Genomic DNA, 13,449 nt, shown 5'->3' on the forward strand with positions numbered 1-13,449 from the left:
AAAGATGCGAATTTAACCATTCGGAAAATTGAGTCTAATCCTAATAATCACAATCATCTCAAAGTAAGTAATACTGTGATTTGATTTAGGCACTGTATATCCTTAAAGCATTAAACTTCTGAGTTCACATGAATTGGATGACTAAAAGCGTCAGATTGATAAAATTATTTAAACTGTATGTTATAATTTGTAATATGTAATCGATAACGACCGTTAAACCTTCTAGAAAACGAAAGCTGCTAATCTGCAGCTTTTTTAATTCAAGTTTTTTATCGGAAATGTCATTTTGGTATGTTTATTGAATGCTGAATTATGGCCTTAATTGACGGCATTTAGCATTTTTTTAAATGAACTCGATTTTATCAACGAATAGCTCAAACTTAACAGGGGCTCAACAATGACGAATCCAAATCCTTCAGCGGGTTTGCTTGAACGCTTATTTAAACTGAGCGAAAACAAAACAACGTTTAGAACCGAAATACTGGCAGGTTTAACAACATTTTTAACAATGTGCTACATCATCATTGTTAACCCATTGATTCTTTCAGAAACAGGTATGGATCATGGCGCCGTATTTGTGGCAACGTGTTTGGCCGCTGCGATTGGTTGTTTGGTCATGGGGGTTGTTGCAAACTATCCGATTGCACTTGCACCAGGTATGGGGCTGAATGCTTATTTTACCTATTCCGTTTGTTTAGGTATGGGCGTTGAATGGCAAACCGCTTTGGCTGCTGTATTTGTTTCCGGACTTGTCTTCATCGCAATTAGCATGTTTAAAATCCGTGAAGCCATTGTCAATGCGATTCCAATGTCATTGAAATTTGCAATCGGTGGTGGTATTGGATTATTCCTTGCACTGGTTGCATTGAAAAACTCAGGCATTATTGTTGCAAATCAAGCAACTTTGGTGGGTTTGGGCGATTTAAAACAACCTACAGTTTTACTGACATTACTGGGTTTTTTCCTGATCGTGATTATGCACCACTATAAAATTCGTGGCGCAATTATTATCAGTATTTTAGCGGTCACTGGTATTGCAACAGCTTTAGGTTTAAATGAATTTAAAGGGGTTGTTGGTTCAATCCCTTCTATTGCACCAACATTCATGCAAATGAATTTTGAAAACTTATTTACGGTAAGTTTAGTGGGCGTGATTTTCGTATTTTTCTTGGTTGATTTATTTGACTCAACTGGAACATTAGTCGGAGTTTCACATCGTGCTGGTTTATTGAAAGACGGTAAATTACCACGTTTGAAAAAGGCGCTATTTGCTGATTCAACTGCAATTGTTGCCGGTGCTGCTTTGGGGACATCATCAACAACGCCTTATATTGAGTCATCGGCGGGTGTTGCTGCAGGCGGTCGTACAGGCTTAACTGCTGTTGTTGTCGGTATTTTATTTTTAGCGTGTTTATTTTTAGCACCACTGGCACAATCTGTTCCTGGATTTGCGACTGCTCCAGCATTATTATTCGTTGGTGTGTTGATGATTCAAGGCATTATCAATATTGAATGGGATGATATTACCGAGGCAGTTCCAGCATTTTTAACCATTGTATTTATGCCATTTGCTTATTCTATTGCAGACGGTATTGCAATGGGCTTTATCAGCTATGCATTGGTTAAATTATTTACAGGTAAAGCAAAAACAGTTCCATATATGGTTTGGATCATTGCTGTGCTCTGGGTGATTAAATTCGTTGCATTTGGTGGTTAATAAATTTAAGTAAGAAAAGGGTGTAAACTCAAGTTTGCACCCTTTTTTGTTTTAATCAGATTGAAATGAATCCAAGCGATTTGGATGATTGAAATTTAATTTAATAAGTTTGAGGAAAAACGTGAATAGATTAGAACTTATTCGTGCCTTACCAAAGGCAGAACTCCATGTACATATCGAAGGCACGTTTGAGCCTGAGCTGATGTTTGCGATAGCTCAGCGTAATCAAATTGATATCCCGTATAAATCTGTAGAAGAAGTCAAACAAGCATATAACTTTCATAATCTACAGTCTTTCCTTGATATCTATTATGCAGGTGCCAATGTACTGATCAATGAACAAGACTTTTATGATTTAGCTTGGGCATATTTTGAAAAATGTGCAGAAGATAAAGTTGTACATACTGAAATGTTCTTTGATCCACAAACACATACCGACCGTGGTGTTGCCTTTGAAACGGTGATCAATGGCCTACAGCGTGCATGCGATGATGCTCAAACAAAGTTGGGTATAAGCTCTCATTTGATCATGTGTTTCCTACGTCACTTAAGTGAAGAAGCAGCATTTGAAACGTTAAAGCAAGCCTTGCCATATAAAGATCAAATTATTGCTGTAGGTTTAGATTCAAGCGAAGTTGGGCATCCACCAGCTAAGTTTGAACGAGTTTTTGCTCAAGCACGTAAAGAAGGTTTCTTGGTGGTTGCGCATGCGGGAGAGGAAGGGCCTGCTGAATATGTCTGGGAAGCTTTAGATTTATTAAAAGTAAACCGTATTGACCACGGGGTGCGTTCAGAAGAAGACCCGGCACTGATGCAACGTTTAATTGCAGAAAAGATGCCTTTGACTGTTTGCCCACTGAGCAATTTAAAATTATGTGTGGTGGATGATATGGCACAGCATAATATTCACCGTTTATTGCAAAAAGGTGTACATGTGACTGTCAATTCAGATGACCCATCTTATTTTGGTGGCTATATGAATGATAATTTTATTTCGATTGCTGAAGCGCTAGATCTTTCCAATACAGAGTTAAAGCAATTGGCAAAAAATTCATTTGAAGCATCATTTATTTCAAATGAAGAAAAGCAAAAATGGAACAATCAAATTGATCAATTGGCTTAAATCAAGCTATATTCTTTAAGCCTATAAAAGCAGTGTGTGAACACTGCTTTTTTTTCATGAGGAAAATAGAATGAAATTTTTAACAAGTTTAACCTTATTCATTATTTTACCTGTGACTGTTGCATGTGCTGATTCAAGCACAGAAACGATTACGCATAAGATGTTAAAACCTTTAATCGAACAGCAGTGTGCCAGTGAATTAAAAGCGTCAAAGATTTGGCAAGTATCCTCATTTTTATGGACAGCTGCACAACAGCAACATGCACAGCAAAAAATCTGTGGCTGTGTCAGTGAGAATGCTTTGAATGATGTCCCTGCTAAACAGCTGGTTATGGCAACGTTTAATGAAGCTGCAAAAAATAAGTTGATTCAACAAGCGGTGATGAATAGTTTAAAAGGTTGTGCAAAGGAAGCATTAAAGTAAAGATCTAGAATTTAAGCAGCATAAATTTGAACCACAATAAAAATATAAAAAAGCACACCGTTTTGATGTGCTTTGCTAGATTTTTTAATTTATATTCGACTAACCTTGTCGTGTCATACTTTTCAATACATTGTCTTTATCAATGAAATGGTGTTTGAGCGCAGCCAGAACATGTCCGACAAGAAGTAAGCCTGCAGCCCATGAAATATAAATATGTAAAGGTTTTACAATCGCTGTTAAATCAGGGTTATCTTGTACAAGTCTTGGAATCTCAAATAAGTACAATACAGGCACGGGATGACCAGCACTCCAGCTGAATAAACATCCTGTGATTGGCAATGCCAATAACATGAAATATAAACCCAAATGACCTAAATGAGCCAAAGTTTTCATCAATGGTGACATGGTTTCAGGTAGTTCAGGTGCAGGGTGAGTGTAACGCCAAAAGATACGGATAATCACCAAAAAGATAATCACCGATGCAATATTCTTATGTAAGGTAATGACATCACCTTTAAACGGCCCATCGACATCATAGCTTAAAAAATTGCCACTATAAAAACCAATGACCCAAGCGGTAATAAAGATGATTGCCATAATCCAGTGCAACCATTGTGCTGTCCTTGTATAGTATTGTGATTTTTGTTGCATGACACAGATTCCGATTTAATTTAGTGCTTATGATATGGATTTTATTAAAAGAAATCAGTTCTAAAAACTCAACGTATTGTTTTAAATTTGCAACGCTTAAAGCAATAATTGTGAAATATTTATCCATTTAGCGTCTAATGAGGTGATTATTCAAATTTTTAGTTTAATCCAAGTATAAGTTTAGGCAAAATAGCCCAGCTTTATCTCATAAAAAGGAAAAAATTGTGAAAAAACGCGTTGTCTTTCTTGCTTCAATCGCTTTAGCTCTATCGGCTTGCGCGACCAATGACCCAACAGGTGCTGCAGCAGCGTCAACAACTCAGCAGCTAGGTGGTGTTGCGCTTAAAATTGCGATCAATGCGAAATGCACAACAGAACTGAATAATTTACCTGCTTGGAAGACTGCAACAAAAGTCATGACTGCAGATCAGAAAAACAATGTACAAAGTGAAATTTGTGGTTGTGTCAGTGAAAAAGCACCACAAAGTGTCAGCACTGTAGATTTGGCAACAGCTGCTTTAGACCCTCAAGCGCGTGCTACGATTGTTTCAAATGTGGTGACAAAAACAATTAATGCATGTGTTGCGGAAGCGATGAGATAATTGCATTAAAGCATCAAAGACATATGAATTTATTGATACAGATTTTTCTATATTGATAAATTCATGGTCTTAGGCCTGATGCTGTTTTCTTTATATGGCATCATTCACGCGAAGCAAAATATTCTAAATTTTGATCAGTCGATTGAATTTATGTACAAAGAAAAGGGCTTTCAATCTGTCATCATTTCAAGGTGATGATGTATAAACTCAGATAAAACCTGTTGAGCTTCTTTTATGATAGGAAAGAAAATGTTAGTTGCTGGTGTAGATGAAGCAGGACGAGGTCCATTGGTTGGCTCTGTGGTCGCGGCTGCAGTAATTTTAGATCCAAACAAGCCAATTCAAGGCTTAAATGATTCTAAAAAATTAACTGAAAAAAAACGTGAAAAATTATTCATTGAAATTCAGGAAAAAGCGATTGCTTGGGCAATTGCTGAAGCAACACATCAAGAAATTGATGAACTGAATATTTTACAAGCTTCATTATTGGCGATGCGACGTGCTGTAGAGGCACTTAAAACGGTACCAGAACATGTGCTTGTAGATGGCAATAAAGTTCCTAAAGGCTTAAGCATGAGCTGTGATGCGGTGGTAGGCGGGGATGCTTTACATGCTGAGATCAGTGCGGCAAGTATTTTGGCCAAAGTAACGCGTGATCATGAAATGGTTGAATTAGACAAACAATATCCGCAATTTGGTTTTGCAAAACATAAAGGTTATCCAACCAAAGCACACTTTGAAGCCATTGCTGAACATGGTGTGATTGATCAACATCGTCGTAGCTATTCACCAGTCAGAAAAGCACTAGGTCTTGAATAAAACGGATGATGTTTTTTACTGATCAATAAAAATTTAAAGCGGCTTAAAAGCCGCTTTAGTTTCCAAAACCACTATAATCTTAACGATTATAGGTGTTTTGCGAATTATCATCTTCAAAAGAAGGCTGATAATCTTGATCAATATGTTGCAAATGCTCGTGCATAGCACGCTCATGTTGAATACGTTGATAAATTTCTTCGCGATGTACAGAAACTTCTTTTGGGGCATTTACACCAATACGAACTTGGTTGCCTTTAACACCAAGCACAGTAACACTGACTTGATCCCCAATCATCAAAGTTTCTCCGACACGGCGGGTCAGAATCAGCATGTTTATCTCCTTGCTTAAACGCTAAACCTGCGATGAATTTCTAAAAACTAGAAAACACAACTTTAAATAGCACCGATAATTTTAACAGAATAATGTGACAAGTTTTTCATTTTCACATTGCTCTATTGAAATTTCTCTAAAACCTCAAAACTAATATAACAGAGCCACTATAGAAAACACTATAGTGGCTCTGATTTTTTCTTGGTCAAAACAGCGAATAAGTAGCTATATTTGATCAAAAATTATGCACGCGCACTCGATTCGCCATGTTCACGGTCTAAACCGAAGGCTGTATGGAGTGAACGAACCGCAAGTTCTAGGTAATTTTCTTCAATAATCACAGAAATTTTGATTTCAGAAGTCGAGATCATCAGGATATTAATCCCTTCATCTGCAAGTGCAGTAAACATTTTACTTGCAACACCTGCATGAGAACGCATACCAACGCCAACAATCGACACTTTAACAATGTCATCACGCGTAGCAACTTCACGCGCACCAATCGCTGTAGCCGTTTCTTCTAGGATTGCTTTGGCTTTTTTAAGTTCACCACGATTCACGGTAAAAGTGAAGTCAGTTGTGCCATCTTCTTCAACGTTTTGGATGATCATATCCACTTCAACGTTTGCAGCACCAATAGGCGATAAGATTTTAGATGCAATACCTGGTTCATCAGGTACACCTAAAATTGTTAATTTAGCTTCGTCACGGTTAAATGCGATACCAGAAATAATTGGCTGTTCCATATTGTCTTCCGCTTCAGTAGTGATTAGTGTTCCGACATTGTTTTTGAAATCTTCGTCGAATGCGCCATCATTGTCATTATCAAAACTTGATAATACGCGTAAAGGCACTTGGTATTTTCCTGCAAATTCAACAGAACGAATTTGCAATACTTTAGAACCGAGAGATGCCATTTCAAGCATTTCTTCAAATGAAATACGATCAACTTTTTTTGCTTTAGGTGCAACACGAGGATCAGTGGTATAAACCCCATCCACATCTGTGTAAATCTGACATTCATCTGCTTTTAATGCCGCAGCAAGTGCAACACCAGAAGTATCAGAACCGCCACGGCCTAAAGTTGTTGTATTGCCATCAATGTCGAAACCTTGGAAGCCTGCAACAACAATGACACGACCTGCATCCAAATGATTTGTCATCACATCTGTATCAATAGATTCGATACGGGCTTTGGTAAACGCGCTGTCAGTTTTGATACCAACTTGGCGACCTGTGAGTGACTTAGCTTCAACACCAATTGAATTGAGCGCCATTGCTAACATTGAAATCGTTACCTGTTCACCCGTAGACACCATTTGGTCTAGTTCACGAGGATCAGGGGTTTCGGTAATGGCTTTCGCTAAAGCCAATAAGCGGTTTGTTTCACCACTCATTGCGGATACAACCACTACAACCTTGTGGCCGTGGTCATGCCAACGCTTTACACGACGAGCAACATTTAAAATGCGCTCGGGAGTACCCATAGAAGTACCGCCATATTTTTGAACGATTAATGCCATAGTTGTTCCATATAAGCCATGACCCTAATCGGCATTAGGGTCAGTTACACAAAAGGTGAAGTATTATTTTTGAGCAAGCCAAGCAGTTAAATCTGCCATCACTTGTTCAAACTTCTCGTTTAGTGGCGCGCCACCTTGTGCTAAGTCAGGTTTACCACCACCTTTACCACCAAGCTCAGTTGCTAAGTGTTTGATGATGTCACCCGCTTTTAGATTTGCAGTGAAATCTTTAGCTACAGATGCGATAAGACTAACTTTGTCACCTTCTACAGCCGCAAGCACAATCACTGCATTATCTAATTTTGATTTGACACTGTCATGAAGATGACGAACAGACTTCGCATCTTGTCCTTGAACTGTGGCAATAAGTGTTTGACGACCCGCAATTTCGGTCACTTGATTGATTAAATCAGAGGCTTGGAAATTCGCCAATTTTTGATTCAATTGCTCAATTTGTTTTTGCAATTGATGTGCTGTTTCTAGCGTTGATTGAACTTTTTCAACAGTTTGATCTTTCTGTGCTTTTAATAAATCGTTGATATGCAAAATATCTGCATCAAATTTTTGAACGATTTCAAGCGCTTTGGTACCTGTAACAGCTTCAATACGGCGAACACCTGCTGCAACACCACTTTCAGAGGTGATTTTAAATAGACCAATATCGCCAGTACGTTTTACATGGATACCACCACAAAGTTCGATAGAGAAATTTTTCTCATCTTGAATTGAACCCATAGAAAGTACACGAACTTCATCACCATATTTTTCACCGAACAACATCATTGCGCCTTTTTCTTTGGCAGCATCGATGTCTAAAAGTTCAGTAGAAACGGCGGTGTTTGCAATCACTTCACGGTTTACAATACGTTCAACCTGTTGAATTTGTTCGAATGTCACCGGTTGGTCATTGGCAAAGTCAAAACGTAAAATGTCAGAAGCGACCAACGAACCTTTTTGTTGTACGTGCTCGCCCAATACTTGACGTAAAGCAGCATGTAAAAGATGAGTTGCAGAGTGGTTGCGTGCAGTAGCTTCACGAAGATCTGCTTTTACAATTGCTTCAACATTTTGCGTCGCTTTTAGGCTTCCCATTGTCACGATACCTTGGTGGACAAACGCGCCACCAGATTTTTTAGTATCTTGAACTTCAAAAATACCAGTATCGTTTTTGAACAGACCTGTATCACCAATCTGACCACCGCTTTCTGCATAGAACGGTGTTTGGTTCAATACGATTAGTGCTTCATCGCCTTCAACGACTTCATCAACTTGTACGCCATCTTTATAGATCGCAATAATTTGACCTTGACCTTGAGTTGCTTCATAGCCATCAAACTGAGTTTCGCTATCTACCTTCACAATGCTGTTATAGTCAACAGCAAACTTGCCTGCATCGCGTGCACGTTGACGTTGTGCTGCCATTTCAACTTCAAAACCAGCTTCGTCAATTTCCAGTTCGCGTTCACGTGCGATATCAGCGGTTAAATCAGCAGGGAAGCCATAAGTGTCGTAAAGTTTAAAGACGGTTTCGCCTGGAATGGTTTTACCTTTGAGGTTGGCTAATTCACCCTCAAGCAGTTTTAAACCTTGTTCAAGCGTTTTCGCAAACAATTCTTCTTCACGAATCAAAGCCGCTTCAATCACATTACGACGTTGTTCAAGCTCAGGATAAGCTGTGCCCATGGCATCGATTAATGGTTGCAACATTTTGTAGAAGAATGTACCCGTTGCGCCCATTTTATTACCATGACGTACTGCGCGACGAATAATACGACGCAATACATAACCACGACCTTCATTTGAAGGGTTAACGCCATCTGCAATCAAGAAGCAGCATGAACGTGCATGGTCTGCGACCACTTTAAGTGAAGCAGGGTATTCAATAGGTTTATTGTTTGCTTGTGCAGTTGCAACCGCTTCAGATGTATCAACACCAATAATTTCAGCAGCAGACTTTAATAGGTCTTGGAACAGGTCAATTTCATAGTTTGAATTGACATGCTGTAAAACAGCAGAAATACGTTCCAAGCCCATGCCTGTATCTACAGATGGTGCAGGAAGATTATGCAGTACGCCATCAGCAGTACGGTTAAACTGCATGAAAACGTTGTTCCAGATTTCAATAAACCGGTCGCCATCTTCTTCTGGTGTGCCCGGTAAGCCACCCCAAATATGATCGCCATGGTCAAAGAAAATTTCAGAACAAGGACCGCATGGGCCAGTATCACCCATTGCCCAGAAGTTATCAGAAGCGTATTTTTCGCCCTTATTGTCACCAATACGGATAATACGATCTGCAGCTAAGCCAATTTCTTTGTTCCAAATGTCAAACGCTTCATCATCTGTATGATAAACAGTGGCATATAATTTATCTTTAGGGAGTGCTAACCATTCTTCGCCTGTAAGGAAATCCCAAGCAAAACGAATCGCGTCACGCTTAAAGTAATCACCAAAAGAGAAGTTACCTAACATTTCAAAGAATGTATGGTGACGTGCTGTATAACCGACATTATCTAAGTCATTGTGCTTACCGCCTGCACGGACACATTTTTGCGACGTCGTTGCGCGAACATAGTCACGTTTTTCTAATCCAAGGAAACAGTCTTTAAACTGGTTCATCCCTGCGTTGGTAAAAAGCAGAGTAGGGTCATTGGCAGGTACAAGTGAACTTGACGCGACACGTGTATGTCCTTGCGATTCAAAGTAGCGCAAAAATGCTTCACGTATTTCAGCAGTTGTCATAAAACGAGTACTCACAACCAAGTCACTCCTTAATTTTCGTATTGGCTAAAAGTGCGTTGCTGAGTCTGATTTTTGCGCTCAGTCACCACACGGGCTTATTTTTAAAAACGCCAAAGTATAACGGAAAATGTAGTGTCCACCAATGATTTTAAGGTGAATTATTGGTATTTCTATACATTTTCAACTTTCGTCTGGGGTAAATTTTGGTTGTATAAATTTAAAACATAGCCACATTGCCATTATCGGATTTAAGCTTGCTTAAAAAGGATCAATACTTAAAAAGTTATGATGCTGAAATTTATATACTTGACCATTAAATTTAAGCGTTTGTTGTTGCTTATATTGTTTTTTCACCGAAGTGCAGGTTTTATAGTTGGTTTTTGTTTGGTCTTTGGTTTCTTTTAATACAATATCTTGTAAACCTTGTGTGGTTTTGTTTGAAAGCACTAAAATACGTCTTACATCTGAACTGGTATTATTTCCTACACAATTTCCAATTCTTTCATAACCACTATTATTTGTTCCAATACCCGCAAAAACTTGTTTGATTGGTTGGCGAGGGTTAACTTTAAATAAAGCAAGATTATTATGGCTATAGGTAAAACCACCTTCATGTGATGATGAAGTCTCTAAGCCGACCACATCTGTATTCGGCAAGGTTGAAAATCTAGTGCTGTGGAGTTTTGCTCCATCATAATGATCTGCATCTGAGTAAAAAGTTTCTGGTGCTTTATACTTTTGCAGAATTTTATGCTGAGAAGAGTCAATTAAATATAAATTCAGATCATGTTCCATTTCATCATAAGATTTATAAGCAATTGGTTGACTGATTGCAATAAGATGAATTTTTTGTTGATTGTCTAAATGGATACAGCTTTTATATGTTTTGGCTTCAGTATTGGCAAAACGCTGATTGACCAATTTAAATTGTTGAATCAATTGTTGTTGCTGTTGGTCTGAGCAACGTTGATAAGGTGCTGCAAAACTATTTCCAGCAATTAAAAGCAATGCAGTGTTCAATACAATTTGTAATGTTTTCATGATCTAACCTTTTTAATTGTAAAATTAAATTAAATAACAAAGTCTAATTAAATTCCAAAGTCTAAAAATTTAAGATGTTTAAAACGATATTTTTTCCCATCGAATTTCATAATATGGTTTTGTTTTTTGACGATACGGTGTGTTTTACAGTTTTTCTCATCAAGCGTTATACGTTCGGATTTTTCAGTTAATTGAATATCTGCTAAACCATGACTTTGCTGTTTTAAGGGATTAAGCAAAATTTGAGTCTCGGTTTGTACGTCAGTTTCACATCTAGACGGCGTATTACCACCTGAAAAATTAGTCATAAAATTATCTAAAACGAGCTGAACTTTAGCAGCATTGATTTGAAATAGTTTTAATTCACGAATTGTATAATACATTCCCCCAGAATGCCCATAAGTTAAGGCCAATCCAATAATATGAGTATGGGGAGTTTTAGGGTAAGGATTGATATCAAATTTTAAATTTTCAAACTGACTGGCATCGGAAGAGACGGTTTTCGGATAAGTATAATGATTTAAAATTTTTGAAGATACGGTATCGATCAAATATAAATTCAAATCATAATCCGCAAAGTTAGATTGCATAGCAACAGGATTGCTGATTGCAATAATCTGTTGGTGTTTACTGATCGTTAAGCAGGTTTGGAATACAGGATAACGCGCATCTAAATTTTGTTGTGTGTTTAAGTTGAATTTTTGAATGAGTTGTTGAGTCTGTGTTTCTGAGCAGTTTGAATAGGCATTTTGTGCATGTGTTGGTTGTGTATATAGAAAGGCTAGTAAAATCATGCAGTAAAGATAAAATAATTGATTTAGTTTAAAAATATTTTTAATGGATGGATACATTTATTTTTATCCTAGCTGAATCAAAAAATTATTTTTGAGAAATTTTTATGACTAAATAAAGCATATTCTAACAGTAGTCACGCTAAATCTTATAACATATAGCGCATAAAGTAGTTTGGCTGTAAAAGGACATCTGATGCAACGTGTGGCAATAAACGGATTCGGGCGAATTGGACGGAATGTATTACGCGCTTGGTTTGAAAATCCGAAAAACTTCCATTTTGAAATTGTTGCCATTAACGATATTGCAGATGTTGAAACACTGGTTCATTTATTTAAATACGATACTACCCATGGTCGTTTTGACGGTGCGGTGAATATCGTACAAGAACATGGACAGCTTTATATGTCGATTGACGCACGTCAAATTAAACAGAAAGTGCAAATTTTAAGACAAGCCAATCCTGAATTATTGCCGTGGAAAGATTTAAATATTGATGTTGTTTTAGAATGTACAGGGTTGTTTCGTTCAAGAGCCGCTGCAACACAGCATATAACAGCAGGTGCTAAACGCGTCATTATCGGTGCAGCACCTTTTGATACTGTTGATGCTGCCATTGTTTATGGGGTAAACCATCATGATGTGAAAGCTGGTGATCAAATTATATCGGGTGTGTCATGTACCACACAGGCTTTAGTCCCTTTGGTCAAAATTATTGATGATGCATTTGGAATTGACAGCGCCTTAATGACTGAAATCCATGCGGTCACAGCAGATCAATCTGTATTGGATCATGCACATCGAGATTTACGTCGCGCACGTGCCTCAGGACAAAATATTATTCCAACAACATCTTCTGCCTTGGGCGCATTAAAACAAGTCATGCCAAAAATGGAAAATCGTATTGATGGTTTTTCAATTCGTGTACCGACAATTAATGTTGCTGCCATTGATTTAACATTTGTGTCCAAGACACCTGTAACAACTCACTTAATTAACCAAATCTTAATTCAAGCAGCAAAATATGATTATGCTGAAATTATGTCCGTTACGGATGAGCTACTGGTTTCCAGTGATTTTAATCATTCACCATATTCGCTGATTGTTGATCTGACCCAAACCATGGTTGTGGGGCAGCAAGCCAAAGTACTTGCTTGGTATGACAATGAATGGGGCTATGCAAATCGCTTGTTAGATTTGTGTGAATCATTTTATTAATCTAATATTTATCAGACTGTGATGAAAAATTTCATGCACTACTATAAATATTCATTACTTTAAAATAACTTTACTGACTTGAGTTTAATCAAGACGAAGATTGACGTGTTTTGTTGGGGGTGAATGATGTTTTATATCTATCTGGTTATTGTGATTCTTTATCTGGCCATGATGTTTGTGATTTGGCAAATGGGAAAGTTAAAGAAAGAAAACCTTGAATGGCTTAAGCATGTGCAGAATCATGAGCAACAGATCCATGCACAAGAGCAACATCTCAAACAGGCCTTACAAATTATGCAAGATTTGGCTAAAAAAATGCATGTACAGCAGCAAGTTTTAGACAATACCTCAACACGTTTGACTCAAGTTGAGTTTCAAAACGCTGAATTAATTAAAATATTACAGCAAAATTCAAAACCTTAATTGAGGTTTTGAATTGCATCAAGTCAGGAGTGACAGGCTATTG

13 protein-coding genes are annotated in these 13,449 nt (G+C 37.8%); 7 read left to right on the forward strand and 6 right to left on the reverse strand.

Annotated elements, in window-relative coordinates; translation table 11 throughout:
- The first annotated feature begins 397 nt into the window (after positions 1-397).
- From AS4_RS08920 to AS4_RS08930, 3 genes are all read left to right on the forward strand, one after another.
- The gene (locus tag AS4_RS08920; protein WP_004820795.1) at positions 398-1,717 is read left to right on the forward strand and encodes an NCS2 family permease; all 1,320 of its coding nucleotides are present in this window, start codon (positions 398-400) and stop codon (positions 1,715-1,717) included.
- 121 nt (positions 1,718-1,838) lie between these two features.
- Positions 1,839-2,840 carry an adenosine deaminase gene (locus AS4_RS08925; RefSeq protein WP_004721186.1) on the forward strand — a complete coding sequence of 334 codons (1,002 nt, stop codon included), beginning with the start codon at positions 1,839-1,841 and terminating at the stop codon, positions 2,838-2,840.
- Between the two features lie 70 nt (positions 2,841-2,910).
- Positions 2,911-3,264 carry a hypothetical protein gene (locus AS4_RS08930; RefSeq protein WP_034611944.1) on the forward strand — a complete coding sequence of 118 codons (354 nt, stop codon included), beginning with the start codon at positions 2,911-2,913 and terminating at the stop codon, positions 3,262-3,264.
- Positions 3,265-3,363: 99 nt separating this feature from the next.
- On the opposite strand, the gene AS4_RS08935 is transcribed toward AS4_RS08930, so the two are convergent.
- Complete coding sequence (locus AS4_RS08935) at positions 3,364-3,915, reverse strand: cytochrome b (protein WP_004721181.1); 552 nt, start codon at positions 3,913-3,915, stop codon at positions 3,364-3,366.
- Between the two features lie 224 nt (positions 3,916-4,139).
- On the opposite strand from AS4_RS08935, the gene AS4_RS08940 reads away from it, so the two are divergent.
- Both AS4_RS08940 and rnhB read left to right on the forward strand, forming a co-directional pair.
- Entirely contained in the window at positions 4,140-4,517 is a 378-nt protein-coding gene (locus AS4_RS08940) for a hypothetical protein (RefSeq protein WP_004820799.1), read from the forward strand.
- Between the two features lie 249 nt (positions 4,518-4,766).
- On the forward strand, positions 4,767-5,336 hold the full coding sequence (rnhB, locus tag AS4_RS08945) for a ribonuclease HII (protein ID WP_004820802.1): 570 nt from the start codon (positions 4,767-4,769) through the stop codon (positions 5,334-5,336).
- 79 nt (positions 5,337-5,415) lie between these two features.
- Here the strand turns inward: rnhB and csrA are convergent, their stop codons facing one another.
- The 5 genes from csrA to AS4_RS08970 form a co-directional block, all read right to left on the reverse strand.
- A complete protein-coding gene (gene csrA / locus AS4_RS08950) occupies positions 5,416-5,667 on the reverse strand; it encodes a carbon storage regulator CsrA (RefSeq protein ID WP_004721174.1) in 252 nt (83 codons plus the stop codon).
- A gap of 242 nt (positions 5,668-5,909) precedes the next feature.
- A complete protein-coding gene (locus AS4_RS08955; protein ID WP_004721171.1) occupies positions 5,910-7,190 on the reverse strand; it encodes an aspartate kinase in 1,281 nt (426 codons plus the stop codon).
- A 63-nt stretch (positions 7,191-7,253) separates the two neighbouring features.
- Positions 7,254-9,947, reverse strand: coding sequence for an alanine--tRNA ligase (alaS, locus tag AS4_RS08960; protein WP_171066878.1), 2,694 nt, complete (start codon positions 9,945-9,947; stop codon positions 7,254-7,256).
- A 243-nt stretch (positions 9,948-10,190) separates the two neighbouring features.
- Positions 10,191-10,973: a PA3715 family protein gene (locus AS4_RS08965; RefSeq protein WP_096733923.1), complete on the reverse strand. Its 783-nt coding sequence runs from the start codon at positions 10,971-10,973 to the stop codon at positions 10,191-10,193.
- A 47-nt stretch (positions 10,974-11,020) separates the two neighbouring features.
- Positions 11,021-11,767: a PA3715 family protein gene (locus AS4_RS08970; protein WP_227548151.1), complete on the reverse strand. Its 747-nt coding sequence runs from the start codon at positions 11,765-11,767 to the stop codon at positions 11,021-11,023.
- Between the two features lie 193 nt (positions 11,768-11,960).
- Between AS4_RS08970 and AS4_RS08975 the strand changes: the two genes are divergently transcribed.
- Complete coding sequence (locus AS4_RS08975; protein ID WP_096733925.1) at positions 11,961-12,983, forward strand: type I glyceraldehyde-3-phosphate dehydrogenase; 1,023 nt, start codon at positions 11,961-11,963, stop codon at positions 12,981-12,983.
- Positions 12,984-13,109: 126 nt separating this feature from the next.
- Complete coding sequence (locus AS4_RS08980; RefSeq protein ID WP_096733926.1) at positions 13,110-13,406, forward strand: hypothetical protein; 297 nt, start codon at positions 13,110-13,112, stop codon at positions 13,404-13,406.
- Positions 13,407-13,449 lie beyond the last annotated feature (43 nt).

It is taken from the genome of Acinetobacter guillouiae, from assembly GCF_002370525.2.
Lineage (GTDB): Bacteria > Pseudomonadota > Gammaproteobacteria > Pseudomonadales > Moraxellaceae > Acinetobacter > Acinetobacter guillouiae.

Excerpts from the sequence above, each read along its gene's own strand:
- AS4_RS08920 (WP_004820795.1), top strand. The coding sequence starts at position 398 with ATGACGAATCCAAATCCTTCAGCGGGTTTGCTTGAACGCTTATTTAAA.
- AS4_RS08930 (WP_034611944.1), top strand. The coding sequence starts at position 2,911 with ATGAAATTTTTAACAAGTTTAACCTTATTCATTATTTTACCTGTGACT.
- AS4_RS08935 (WP_004721181.1), bottom strand. The coding sequence starts at position 3,915 with ATGCAACAAAAATCACAATACTATACAAGGACAGCACAATGGTTGCAC.
- rnhB (WP_004820802.1), top strand. The coding sequence starts at position 4,767 with ATGTTAGTTGCTGGTGTAGATGAAGCAGGACGAGGTCCATTGGTTGGC.
- csrA (WP_004721174.1), bottom strand. The coding sequence starts at position 5,667 with ATGCTGATTCTGACCCGCCGTGTCGGAGAAACTTTGATGATTGGGGAT.
- AS4_RS08955 (WP_004721171.1), bottom strand. The coding sequence starts at position 7,190 with ATGGCATTAATCGTTCAAAAATATGGCGGTACTTCTATGGGTACTCCC.
- AS4_RS08965 (WP_096733923.1), bottom strand. The coding sequence starts at position 10,973 with ATGAAAACATTACAAATTGTATTGAACACTGCATTGCTTTTAATTGCT.
- AS4_RS08970 (WP_227548151.1), bottom strand. The coding sequence starts at position 11,767 with ATGATTTTACTAGCCTTTCTATATACACAACCAACACATGCACAAAAT.
- AS4_RS08975 (WP_096733925.1), top strand. The coding sequence starts at position 11,961 with ATGCAACGTGTGGCAATAAACGGATTCGGGCGAATTGGACGGAATGTA.
- AS4_RS08980 (WP_096733926.1), top strand. The coding sequence starts at position 13,110 with ATGTTTTATATCTATCTGGTTATTGTGATTCTTTATCTGGCCATGATG.